10 protein-coding genes and 1 pseudogene are annotated in these 12507 nt (G+C 64.1%); 4 read left to right on the top strand and 7 right to left on the bottom strand.

Annotation, left to right across the window (positions count from 1 at the left end):
- Nucleotides 1–278 (bottom strand): glycosyltransferase family 2 protein (locus A8G08_RS14705; RefSeq protein ID WP_157108586.1); only part of this gene is annotated, 278 nt, incomplete at its 3' end.
- A 692-nt stretch (nucleotides 279–970) separates the two neighbouring features.
- Nucleotides 971–1210, bottom strand: a complete 240-nt coding sequence (mbp1, locus tag A8G08_RS14700; RefSeq protein ID WP_068275323.1) for a microaggregate-binding protein 1 — start codon at nucleotides 1208–1210, stop codon at nucleotides 971–973.
- Between the two features lie 219 nt (nucleotides 1211–1429).
- Here mbp1 and A8G08_RS14695 point away from each other — a divergent pair, with 219 nt between their 5' ends.
- Nucleotides 1430–3535, top strand: a complete 2106-nt coding sequence (locus tag A8G08_RS14695) for a catalase (RefSeq protein WP_068275320.1) — start codon at nucleotides 1430–1432, stop codon at nucleotides 3533–3535.
- A 238-nt stretch (nucleotides 3536–3773) separates the two neighbouring features.
- Here the strand turns inward: A8G08_RS14695 and A8G08_RS14690 are convergent, their stop codons facing one another.
- Nucleotides 3774–4754, bottom strand: coding sequence for an aldo/keto reductase (locus tag A8G08_RS14690; protein WP_068275326.1), 981 nt, complete (start codon nucleotides 4752–4754; stop codon nucleotides 3774–3776).
- A 186-nt stretch (nucleotides 4755–4940) separates the two neighbouring features.
- Between A8G08_RS14690 and A8G08_RS14685 the strand changes: the two are divergent.
- Nucleotides 4941–5129, top strand: a pseudogene (locus tag A8G08_RS14685) (transcriptional regulator); the annotation flags it as partial.
- A gap of 88 nt (nucleotides 5130–5217) precedes the next feature.
- Here the strand turns inward: A8G08_RS14685 and A8G08_RS14680 are convergent.
- The 4 genes from A8G08_RS14680 to A8G08_RS14665 all read right to left on the bottom strand — a co-directional run bounded on the left by A8G08_RS14680 (nucleotide 5218) and on the right by A8G08_RS14665 (nucleotide 9918).
- Entirely contained in the window at nucleotides 5218–6213 is a 996-nt protein-coding gene (locus tag A8G08_RS14680; RefSeq protein ID WP_068275317.1) for a patatin-like phospholipase family protein, read from the bottom strand.
- 246 nt (nucleotides 6214–6459) lie between these two features.
- Nucleotides 6460–7218: a DUF6308 family protein gene (locus A8G08_RS14675; RefSeq protein ID WP_068275314.1), complete on the bottom strand. Its 759-nt coding sequence runs from the start codon at nucleotides 7216–7218 to the stop codon at nucleotides 6460–6462.
- A gap of 459 nt (nucleotides 7219–7677) precedes the next feature.
- The gene (locus A8G08_RS14670; protein ID WP_068275312.1) at nucleotides 7678–8919 is read right to left on the bottom strand and encodes a flavin-containing monooxygenase; all 1242 of its coding nucleotides are present in this window, start codon (nucleotides 8917–8919) and stop codon (nucleotides 7678–7680) included.
- A gap of 378 nt (nucleotides 8920–9297) precedes the next feature.
- Entirely contained in the window at nucleotides 9298–9918 is a 621-nt protein-coding gene (locus A8G08_RS14665) for a hypothetical protein (RefSeq protein WP_245672837.1), read from the bottom strand.
- 182 nt (nucleotides 9919–10100) lie between these two features.
- On the opposite strand from A8G08_RS14665, the gene A8G08_RS14660 reads away from it, so the two are divergent.
- Together A8G08_RS14660 and A8G08_RS14655 are read left to right on the top strand one after the other, a co-directional pair.
- Entirely contained in the window at nucleotides 10101–10808 is a 708-nt protein-coding gene (locus tag A8G08_RS14660; protein WP_157108585.1) for a hypothetical protein, read from the top strand.
- Between the two features lie 203 nt (nucleotides 10809–11011).
- The gene (locus A8G08_RS14655; RefSeq protein WP_068275306.1) at nucleotides 11012–11572 is read left to right on the top strand and encodes a hypothetical protein; all 561 of its coding nucleotides are present in this window, start codon (nucleotides 11012–11014) and stop codon (nucleotides 11570–11572) included.
- Nucleotides 11573–12507: the final 935 nt, after the last annotated feature.

Raw genomic sequence — 12507 nt, 5'->3', positions numbered from 1 at the left:
GTGCACAACAGCAGTGCATCCGGATCGGTGGCTCCCGCGTACTCGAAACCCGCGGCGCGGGCGGCGCCGACGTTGCGGCACCGTACCGTCACCACCTCTTCACCCGCGGTCATCGAGGCCGATGCGTCGGTCGAATCGTCGAGTACCACCACGATCCGCGTCGGCACCTGCGCGTGCGCTCGCGCCCGCTGCAGCGATGCCAGGCACGCCGGCAACGTATCGGCCTCGTTTCGGGCGGGAACGACGATGACGACACCCGTCGGTACGGTCGTCCTCATCGCGTCCTCATCGCGTCCTCATCGCGTCCTCATCGCGTCCTCATCGCGTCCGACCGGTGCGGACCAGAGCGGCAACATTCATGCCCGGGGGAGTACCCGCTGCGCGGTGGCACACACGTGGATCGAACCGTTCCCGTCGCAGCAGGGGATGACCCAGGCGCTGTGTCGGTGATACCGGGCGCGGCTGCGTCGTCACAGTGGGTCCTCCGGCGTCGGGGTTCGTGTGAGTTTCCGATACTCGGCACCGCGCAGACGAATCCCCATCACTTCGCGGCCTTGCGGGTCAACCGGACCACGGCTCGATCGATAATGTCGCGGCGTTCGTCATCGGCCTTTGCCCGATCTCGAGGCACTATCGACCGGTCAACGACGGACGCCACCGCGATCTGCCAGCAAAATCTGTCCGTTCCTCGGTTCATACCTGCGCGGCGAACCGATCGAGGAGCGCTGCCCGATGCTCGCGCTGCACGGTCACGCGCACGCTGCCCACGAGCGCGGCACGACACAGGGCGGGGTGCGGTGCGCAATGTGGCGCAGTCGGTCATCCGGGCCGCACGCGCCGACTGACGAATTGCACCCGGCGACGCCCATGGCCGCTGCCGCCGACCGACACAAACAGGGCCGGCCCCGCGTCATCCGGGGCCGGCCCTGTGGTCGGCACTATCGCCGACCTCATTGCGCCGGCGCGGTGCTTACCGCTGGTGCGACTTTTGCCGTTCCTCGTCGACCTTCGCTTCGCCGCGCGCCTTCTCGGCTTCGGCTTCCTTCTGCGCGACCTCGCGCTGAGACTCGGCCTTGTCCTGCTGGGCGCGACCTTCGCGGGCCAGATCGTCTTGACCAGTGATGGCACCGGCGGCTTCCTTCACCTTGCCTTTGGCGCCCTCGACGACGCCCTTGATGCCTTCGCTGGGGCCACTGTTCTCGTCTGCCACTGTGTTCCCTTTCGTGGTGGACCGGTTGTGCCTTACGCCGATCGGCTACCCGAGGTCGCTCGGGACTAACACCCCGTGGCCGGATTTCACGTGGTGTTCAGAACGCCTTCACCACAAGTCCGACGACCGCGACCGCTCACACTCAACCGTTTGGTGACGCCCCCCAGGGGTACGCCGAATGAAAGCGTCGGCGACGACCAACGGGAAGGCATGAGCTCAATGGCACAGAACGGCCACGACAACGCCAAGCACGCCCAACTCGACAGCGCCCGCGTCAAACGAGACGAGGGTTATCTGACCACCCAGCAGGGCGTGCGCGTCGATCACACCGACGACGCCCTCTCGGTCGGCGAACGCGGGCCGACGCTGCTCGAGGATTTCCACGCGCGCGAGAAGATCACCCATTTCGATCATGAGCGGATTCCCGAGCGTGTCGTGCATGCGCGCGGCGCCGGTGCGTACGGGTACTTCGAGCCCTACGACGATTCGCTCGCGGCGTTCACCGCGGCGAAGTTTCTCACGACGCCCGGCAAGCAGACCCCGGTGTTCGTCCGTTTCTCCACCGTCGCCGGATCGCGAGGGTCGGCGGACACCGTGCGAGATGTGCGCGGCTTCGCGACCAAGTTCTACACCGACGAGGGCAACTACGACCTTGTCGGCAACAACATGCCGGTGTTCTTCATTCAGGACGGCATCAAGTTCCCCGATTTCGTGCATGCGGTGAAACCCGAGCCGCACAACGAGATTCCGCAGGCCGCGTCCGCTCACGACACCCTGTGGGACTTCGTGGCGCTGCAACCGGAAACTCTGCACGCGATCATGTGGCTGATGTCGGATCGTGCGCTGCCGCGTAGCTATCGGATGATGCAGGGCTTCGGCGTGCACACCTTCCGGCTCGTCACTGCCGACGGCAAGGGAACGTTCGTGAAGTTCCACTGGACGCCGAAGCTCGGCGTGCACTCGCTGGTATGGGACGAATGCCAGAAGGTGGCGGGCAAGGATCCCGATTTCAACCGCCGCGACCTGTGGGAAACCATCGAGGCCGGCGATTACCCGGAGTGGGAGTTGGGTGTGCAACTCGTCCCCGAGGAGAACGAGTTCGATTTCGACTTCGACCTGCTCGACGCGACCAAGATCATTCCGGAGGAGCAGGTTCCGGTGCGCCCGGTGGGCAAGATGGTGCTGGACCGGAACCCGGACAATTTCTTCGCCGAGACCGAGCAGGTCGCGTTCCACACCGCGAACGTGGTGCCGGGGATCGATTTCACCAACGACCCGCTGCTGCAATTCCGCAACTTCTCCTACCTCGACACCCAGCTGATCCGGCTCGGTGGGCCGAATTTCGCTCAGCTGCCGGTCAATCGACCGGTGGCCGACGTGCGCACCAACCAGTACGACGGCTACAGCCAGCAGAAGATTCACCAGGGACGCACGAGCTACCACAAGAACACGCTCGGTGGCGGCTGCCCAGCGATCGCCGACGAAGGCGTTTTCCGCCACTACACCCAGCGCCTGGACGGCGAGACAATCCGTAAGCGCAGCGAGAGCTTCAAGAACTACTACAGCCAGCCGGCGTTGTTCTGGCGCAGTATGTCCGAGGTCGAGGCCGAACACATCGTGGCCGCGTTCTCGTTCGAACTCGGCAAGGTGGAGACGGTGGAGATCCGCAGTGCGGTTCTCGCGCAACTCAATCGAGTGGATCGTGATCTTGCCGAACGGGTTGGGCAACAACTCGGACTGCAGTTGCCGGACGCCGAGCCAACCCCGGAGACCACGACGTCTCCCGCGCTCTCCCAGCTGAACCTCACGACGGAGAGCATCGCGACGCGCAAGATCGCGGTGCTCGCCGCGGACGGTGTCGACGTCAAGGGGATCGAGAAGGTTCGGTCCGCATTGACGAACCGCGGTGCGATCGTCGAAATCCTTGCACCGCACGGCGGAACACTGTCGGGTGGCTCGGGCGGCGAACTCGCTGTCGACCGAGTCTTGAACACGACGGCATCCGTGCTCTACGACGCGGTAATCGTGCCGTGCGGCCCGGACTCGGTCCCCACGCTTTCGTCGGATGGGTACGCGGTGCACTTCGTCGCCGAGGCCTACAAACACGCCAAGGCCGTCGGCGCGTTCGGCAAGGGCGTCGATCTGCTGCGTACCGCCGGCGTCACCGAGGAACTTGCCGACGACACCGGTGTGACGGCGAGTAATGGCGTCATCAGCAGCACGGCGGCACAGGACGACCTGCCCGACCAGTTCATCGAGGAGTTCGTGACATCGCTTGCTCAGCATCGTGACTGGGCGCGCAGGACGGATGCGATTCCGGCGTGAGAAAGGGGCGAACGGCTGCCGGAGGTGCGGCGCTACCGGGATCTGGTCCGGTTCGAGGCCGAGAATTGGCGCCAAGGTCCTCACGACAGGCGCGCGTTTGCATCGTCCAGCGTGCGGTTGATTTCGATGGATAATCCCGAAATAGGTAGTGCCCCGGGTGGCTCTCCCTGTCACCTGGCGCTCGGTCACGGTTGCCTCGTCGAGGCCGACCTGCCGCAGGTGGTGGTAGGGGTGATGGTCAGTGGTCGATGCTGGCCATGTTCGTCTCGTCGTGGCGGGCACCGACGGCCGGGGTCAGCCGGTCGAGCCGCGCGATCTGGTCGGTGGTGAGGACGACGGCGTCGGCGGCGGTGTTTTCTTCGACGCGGGCGACTCGGCGGGTGCCGGGGATCGGGGCGATATCGGTGCCCTGGGCCAGCAGCCAGGCCAGGGCGACTTGGGCGGGGGTGGCGCCGACCTCGTCCCCGACCGCACGGACCTCGTCCACCAAGCGCAGGTTCTGGTCGAAGGCTTCCCCGACGAATCGCGGATTGGTCTTGCGCCAGTCGTCGTCGGGAATGTCGGCGTGCGAGCGGAGCTGCCCGGTGAGGAATCCATGTCCCAGAGGGGAGTAGGGCACGAAGCCGATGCCGAGCTCACGCAGCAAAGGCAGGAGTTCGTCCTCGGGGTCACGGGTCCAGAGCGAGTACTCGGTCTGCAGCGCTGTCACCGGGTGTACCGCGTGGGCGCGGCGGATCGTCTGCGGTGCTGCTTCGGACAGCCCGATGTGCAGCACCTTGCCCTCGGCGACCAGCTCGGCCAGCGCGCCGACGGTCTCCTCGATCGGGGTGTCGGGGTCCACGCGATGCTGGTAGTAGAGGTCGATCCGGTCGGTGCCCAAGCGTTTGAGGGAACCCTCGACCGCAGCCTTCACATTCGCCGCGCTGCTGTCGGTCACGCCTGGACCACCACCGGAATGCGAGACCAGGCCGAACTTCGTGGCGACGACGACCTCGTCGCGGCGGCCGGCGATCGCCCGGCCGACGAGCTCTTCGCTGTGGAAGGGACCGTAGATCTCGGCGGTGTCGATGTGGGTGACGCCCAGGTCCAATGCGCGGTGGATGGTGCGGATCGACTCGTCGTCGTCCAAGCCTCCACCGGTTGTGTAGGTCCCGGCCATGGTCATGGCACCGAGCCCGATCCGGGATACCCGAAGGTCTCCGAGAGATACATGCTTCATCGTTCGACTCCGATCGACGTTGGTGATGACAGGGACGGCCACCTCGGCCCGCCGAGGGCAAGGTGACCCGGCCTCGATGTTCCCTGGCTCCAGCCAACACCGTGTCGCGTAGTCGAGACAGATCCTGCCGAGAGGGGTATTCGCAGTGACCCCTCGAGTGTGCTGCCGGCATCTAGGCTCGACACCATGGACGAGAAGGAGGCAGCACGCACCGCGATCCGCGAATTCCTCAGCACGCGCCGTGACCGGGTCTCCCCCTCCGACGCCGGGATTCGGGTGACCGGTACCCGACGCCGGGTGAAAGGCCTGCGGCGCGAAGAGGTCGCACTGTTGGCCGGCGTGAGCCCCGAGTACTACATCCGCCTCGAACGCGGCCGCGCCACTTTTGCTCGTCGCGTCGTAGGCGGCATATTTCGCGGCGATCGGCCGCGATCGACCAGGCGTGCCTGAGGGGCGGGGTTGATCAGGCTTGCAGGGCCTTGACGGCCTGCGCGGCCAACTCGTGGCCGATATCGATGACCTCGGCGGCGCGATGGAATTCCAGGCTGCGGCAAACAGTTCGGGGCACCTCGATCAACAGGTCGGGTGGGTAGGCCGCCAACGTGTGGCGGGCGAGCGCGGCCTGGGCGATGTCGATGGTGCGGTTCATCACCTCGAAGCTGCCCATTTTGGGTATCGACTCTTCGTCCGCGCTGTCGGTGAGTTCGTCCTCGCTCGCCGACTCGGTTTCCTCGGTGTCTTCCTGTGCAATTCCGAACCGGCTCAACATGGTCCGCCCTGTCGGCGTGTCGAGCAGTGACCGCGTCGCATTCGTGTCGAGCAGCGAAGTCGTGCTGCGCCACATCTTCGTCAACCATTCGGCGCTCGCGCCGGGTTCGGCTTCGGTTTCCTCGTGGTGGCCGCCGACTTCGCTTCCGCTCAGGCTGACCGCGATGGTGAGGTCGGCGTTCACGGACGCGATCGGCGCCATCGGCAGTGGATCGAGGATGCCGCCGTCGGCGAGAAGACGACCGTCGAGGACATGCGGGGTGATGAATCCCGGAATCGCGATGGATGCCCGGATCGCGGCGTCGACCGGGCCGCGTTGCAGCCACACCGACTTGCCCGCGATCAGATCCGTGGCGACCGCCGTATATGGGATCGGCAGGTCCTCGATCGTGACGTCGCCCAAGATGTCGCGTACCGCGTCGAGAATTTTCGCTGCCCGCAGCACACCCGCGGCGGTGATCGACGGATCCAGCAGACGCAGCACCGAGCGCTGCGTCAACGACATTGCCCACCCTGCGAAGTCGTCGAGCTTACCGGCGGCCTCCAAGCCACCGACCAGTGCACCCATCGACGATCCGGCAATCCCGACGATCTGGTAGCCGCGCTCTTTCAGTTCGGTGATCACTCCGATATGCGCGTATCCACGGGCACCTCCGCTGCCGAGTACCAGCGCGATGCGATTGCCAGCCATACGAGCATTGTGCGCCTCGGTCGTCGCCAATTTTGGGCGACAAAGTATCCGCGCATCATGTTCTCCGGCGCTGTCGCAGCGCTCGTCGCCCGACCTCGAGTCCCTTTACCTCCGGCGAGCGCATGGCCGTGAAACAGTAACTCCGGACAGATTTCCTTGACCGCGTCGCGCTGGAATAGACTCTCGAAGTGCCTGCTGCGCAACGCCTCTCATGTCCAACCACGCCTGGTGCCGACACCCACGAGATTATGTGGATCGGCTACTGGATTCAATGGCTTGGGTCCAAAGCGCGGCGTCCAGGAGACGGAGGGGCCCGCGATCGATCCGCAACTGCGCTTCATTCGCGCTGCTACGGAGGTCGGTGAGCAATGAGCTGACCGCCTCGTGCGTCATCAGGTACGCGAAGACCTGGATGTCGGTGGCGAACCGGCCGAGTCTGTCCGGACCGGCGCCCAGTGCCTTCCATCCCGAAAGGTATCCGCACACCTGACTGTCCCTGACGGGGAAGAGGTGCGGTCGTTTGCGTGCGCAAAGTTTGGCTGCGAATACCCAGTGATTTGAGTCCTTTGTGCCGGTGGAGAGCAGTGTTCGGAAATGGTTGTGGAGTTCCCACATCCGCTCTAGCACCGCCGCGTCGAGGTCATCGGTGATGGCGAGTGTCGATGGTAGTGATGCCAGGATCGTGTTGGCTCGTTGGCGAGCGGGCCCTGGCTCGAGGAGACATCGCCCCTGTCGGTTGGACACGGTGATGCTGAGGCGACTCACGGCATAGAGATCGTCCGCCTCGATCGAAGACTCTGAATTGCGACCAGCGTCGAGGAAGCTGGTGCCGGCGTACTCGCCACTCGGGTTGTAGAAGTAGCTGAGGCGTTGTGTCGACGAGTCGCCGGCCAGCGCAGTGAGGGCCTTTGCGAGCGTTGTTTCGAGCAACGCGGCAGAGACAGGCGTCCACGAGTCAGGGAGCGTGTAGCTGCGGCCGTCGGCATACCGTCCGTGTTGGCTCATGTCGCGACCGTAGCAATCAGTGATAGCACCGCTGAGATAATCGGCGAGGAGCCGTTGCGCGAGGCGATGTCGTCGGAGTGCTCGACCGCGAATCGAGATCAGGCGATTCGTCTGTGCAGGACGGGAGTGCGCGGTGCCGATCCGCCCTCCTGACACCGAATGTCACTAGGCGCGCCGGCATGCCCGGCACAAGGCGTCACCCAGTGCGGGGCTGACAGCACGCCAATTCACAGTCATTGACTGAGGTGCGGCGTCGGAGACTCGACCGATTTTCGATGTCGCGGCGATGCGTCTGATGCGCGATGCTCTTTGACGCGTCTTTGTGGGTTCGTACCGCGAGGCTGGTTGGCGCGGACCGTTTGGGGAATCGGACAGGAACCGCCGGCTTCCCGAACACGGCAGAACTTGGATCAGCAGGTCGATTTCGGCTCAGGCGAACCGCCCGTCGCGCGACCCGCTTTATGAAGCGGCTGAGGGCGTTCGCTTATCGACGAGTGCGTGTTCGACAAGGTGATCGACGATATGGGCCGCGTCCGCGCCGACGCCGAAAAACGTGCCGGATTTGAAGGTGTGCATCCAGTGCAGCCCAAGGAAGTACAGGCCTTCGACCTGCCCGATGCCGCGTTGCTGGATCGGTTCCCCGTCCACACCGAAGCAGGGCGCATGCACCCAGTCGTAGTCGAAGGAGTAGCCGGTCGCCCAGATCACGGTGCTGATCCCTGCGTTGCCCAGGGAGAGGCTGCTGGGATAGATGTGTGTATGCCGTGGCGGTGAAGGCTCCGGCATGGGCACATCGAAGCCTTCGGCGGTCGCGTACCGACCGACGGCGCGCATGGTCTCGTCGCACATGGCATCCGCGGCATCCAGGATTGCGTCGGCGTCGTCGGCCAGCCGTAGCGCTCCGTCGGAGACGCCGCGCAACGACCCGAGGAGCGTCGCGCCTTGTTGTTCGAGCGTGCGCAGGTTCATGTCGTGACCGCCCCCGATGCCCGTGACGAGAACAGTGGGCGGCATCCGGCCGTCGACCCAGTCCGCTCGGGTACGGTCCATCACTCCGATCTGAACCAACCACGTAAAGATGTCCTGATCCAGGAACCGCCGTGGGACGCGGCGGTGGCGACTCACGCAGGTGTAGGTCGTGCGGCCCACGCCGAGCAGTTCCTCGGTGATCTGCGCACCCGATGCGCCGCTTCCGACCACGAGCACCGCGCCGTCGGGAAGCAACTCCGGACTCCGGTAGTCCATCGCGTGGATCTGGAAAATGGTGCTGGGCAAGGCTTTCCATGCATCCGGTAGGCGCGGTACCTGGAACGGTCCGGTTGCCAGTACCACCACGCGAGCGCGCATATCGCCTTCGTCGGTGCGCACCCGCCAATGATCGCCGTCCCGATCGAGCGACGTCACGCGGGTTTGCTCGCGGATCGGTGCGCCGACGCAGTCTGCGTACCGTTCCAGCCACTGCACAACTTCGCGATGGTGAGCGAATCCGTCGGGTTCCGTGCCGTCAAAGGCCATCCCGGGCAGCCCCAGGTAGGTGTTCGGAAACTGGAACCGCAGCGAGTCCCACCGAGCGCTGCGCCACCTCTCGGCGACGCTCGCGCCCTCGAGCACGACATGGTCGATCGCACGCTCGGTGAGCGTGTGACTGGCAACCAATCCGGCCTGCCCGCCACCGATGACGACGACGTCGTGGGACTCCATCGAACCCCGCTTTCCTGTCCCAACCTCAGTCTGAACCCGTCGCATTCGGTCGACAACCCGTCGCCGCGAAGCCAGTCCGCCGGTTGGATCACGCGGCAGTCCGGCTACCGGCCGAACCCGCTCGGCGGCAGGGCATTGAGTTTTGAGACGGCTTCTCCGAGCAGTCAGGATGTCCCTGTGCGGTGGGTCACGGGTAAGTCAGCTGCGAGACCTGGTGGCTCGCCCAGCGGGTGCGCTCTCGGAAGGCGTGCATCCGGGCGGACTCAAACCTCATCTTGATCGACCGGCATTCCGCTGATCCTGTCACTGGTCGCATACGTATGCGCGCATTGCGGATGTTCCTCCTACGACCGTTCTGAGATTGCTCCAGCGTGTGTCCTATTGCAGGCATTGAGTTTTGGGACAGTTTGGCTGATCACCCATCGACTTCGCACGCCCACCAGCGGTAGTCGGCGTGGCCGCGCACCGGACGAGCGCGACAGAACACCAGCCCGTTAAGTACCTAGGGAGCCGGCCATCGGTCGGCGTGTTCACACAGCTCACCGACCGGGCTGATCGTGACATTGCCATGGGGTTGACCCAGACCGGTTCCCCTGCTCGGAGTCGAGGCACGAGGACGTGCCAACCTCGGCTAGGCCACTGGACGAACTCGTATCCCGCGAGGTTGTCCTGGACGATCTCTGCAACCCAAGCTGCCGCTTCACCGAAGGTGACGTCCATCGACAACCCACCACCGATCCCGAAGTCGCCGAGCCCGCCGGCGCCGCCCCAGCCGATCAAGACGTAGTAGTCGTCGTTGATCGCGAAGTCCCACACGAGCCGATCGGTGTCCGCATACCGTCCGTACCGCAGGCAGCGAAGATCACGGCCAACTGCGACGAGGGCCTGGGTCCATGGGGCCGGAGGGTCGAAGCCGGGTCCGTCGATGAATCCGGATCCGTCGTCGACCATGGGCAGTCGCCAGATCAAACTCTCGCTCCACGGAACGAAATGGGCCATGGCGTCATCCTTGCCTACGCGCGGTGGCACGGGCTCGGACTGTCCCGCGCGCATCGGTGACCCGTCGATGCGATTCTGATGATCGCAGAGATCGACGCGTCCGATCGACTTTGCTATTCCGCCGCCGCGCGGAGACCGACTCGGCCAGTTGAAGGGTGCAGTTCGACCTGAACACTGAGGAAATGCAGGGGCAATGGCAGGACTCGGATCTATGCCTCGACGTTTTCGCAGGCGAATGGATCCGCGACGGCTTGGCGCCCGATCGCACGTACCGGGTATCGATGCTCGTACCACGAGGTTTCGCTGCTTACGGGCGAATCCTTCATCCCCTGGAATCTGTCGATGATAACGGTCGAACCCGATGGCTGAGATGGTCCGACCTTGCCCGCGCCACCGGCGCGATCGAGCACGCCGGCATCCAGTTGGTACCGATGCTCGACCGGGTACCCACGGGACTGCTGTACTCCGCAGACAGGCCCGTGCCAGCTACGCCCGTCCTCGCCTGGGAACAGCAGCTCGACGCCCTCGAAGGAATCCTCGCCCAGCACACCTCAACCCCTGATGACTGCTACTTCGCGTTTTGGGAGGGCAACACCGCTTTCGAAGACATACCGGACGCAGTCCCGCGTCTGGAGGTCCGGGAATCGTTCCGGTGCTATCTCATTCGCGGCCCGATCCGGCGCATCGCGGACACGCTCCACGGTCTGCTGCCGAACCTCGCCTGGCCTGCCGACCGAGCGTGGTGCGTTGTTTCGAATTCCGATGTCCCCTCCACCTACATCGGAGCAACAAAGGCATGCCTGGAAGACGTCCTGCACACCGACGTCCTTGAGGCATGGGCCGCCACCATCGACGACCGCATCACCAGCGACAGCGACGAATGCAACTAGCCACAGTTGGTCGCAATCAGCGGGGGATCCCGGGCCGGCCCTTCGTCGTCGAGAGATTCCTTGAACTGGGTGGTTTGTAGAACTGGACAAAGCCCATTGGCGTCTCACCTTCGACCCGATCTGGGACTGCTGCTACTTGTGTCGCATTTGTGGGCATCAGGTTTTGGGACGGGCCCGGCTAAGCACACCGCAGGAAGAAACCGATGAACGACATCCCCGTAGTAATCGATGCAAGGGCCCTCGCGCGATGCCGACCCTTCGACCTCGGCGACCGTATTCAATGGCTGCTCACATGGAATGACCGGCTATCGCCCGAATATGGGCACCTCACCGGCAATTGGTCGATCCCAGCCACGATTGACCACACTTTCGAGCCGGGAAGTGCTGCTGTCCGCGCCGGTCGACTAAGCGTCCTGGCACGCACCGTCACGCCGGTCACGTGCTCCCTCGTCCTCACTGGAGCAGTGACATGTATCGGCGATCCCGGGCTAGTTTCCAGAAACACCTATCCCCAGACAGCCAAGCCGACTGCCGGCCAGATCCGGCAAATCCGTAGGCTTTCGCTCATCATCGGGGTCCACGACTCCAAGCGTCCAACCCACGAGTGGGTCACGTCGGCTCCGATCGCCGGCACGGAGGTCACATACAAACTGCTCTCTTCACCAACCGCACTGCAGAGCCGCGCACTCCTCCCAGAGGAGCACGGCGACGCCCGAGTTGAACTACTTCTCGTCGACCTGCTACTCGACGATGACAGCGACTAGGAGCACCTGGCCTCGTGCCAATCCGGCGGACCGCAGGTTCTCATATGCGATGGCGACTTCCGAAGATCTCAGAAGACGGGTTTCTGTGCGCAAACGGCGCATTGAGAACGGTCAACGTCCGGTGCCGTGATCGCATTGCTGCGCGCGCAGGCGTAATGACACAGGTACGGCGCTGGGGCATGGTCATACATCCATTCACGACATCCCACATCGGCACGATTTCGAGACACGATCATGCGCATTCGTCCGGCCCCGGCTTCGGCCAGGATCGAACTGTGTCATAACCCGTCTCGAAAACTATGTGTCAAAACCATTGTTATGGGCGAGTTCTGGAACACTCGGCCGTTGTGGGCGCAGACTCGCCGACAAGGTGAGGACATCGGTTGACTCGCACGATCGCCGACGAAGCGAGATCCGACCTCGTCAACGACATCACCGCGCGCACCGATGGCGGAGTGTCGGATCAAGTTCGTCACGCGCTCGCGCTCTTTCGAGCGCGCAAGGCCGACCGCAACCAGAAGCGGTCGTCGGTAGGACGCGGGCTCTCGTTCCTGAAGAGCCGCGTCACGGCGTGGTTGCCGAGGTACTGGATGTCCCGTGCACCCATATTCGGATCTGGATTCGCGCAGTGCAGTCGATGTCCCTCCACCAGGGTACTGGTAACGCTGCATATTCGATCCCGTCGTATTCCACTCGGCCTAGACTCGTTTCGGTGTGCTCGGAGACGCGGTATGTCTTGGGCGGCGACGTACATGTCGCCTACCGGGCATCGTGTGAAGGCGTTCGGGACATTGTCGTTGTGCCGAGCTGGTTCACGTGTTGTGAGTGATTCCGGAGCTACTGTCGATACAAGGGCTAGTTTGCTCGCGGTTCGGTCGGTTATGACGTAAGTGCCGATGGCGCTAACGCCATCGACTAGCACTTCGGGCTCAAGT

It is taken from the genome of Aldersonia kunmingensis, from assembly GCF_001646865.1.
In the GTDB taxonomy this organism is placed as follows: Bacteria; Actinomycetota; Actinomycetes; order Mycobacteriales; family Mycobacteriaceae; genus Aldersonia; species Aldersonia kunmingensis.
Note: the sequence above shows the minus strand (reverse complement) of the source record. Positions and strands in the feature narration are given on the sequence as shown.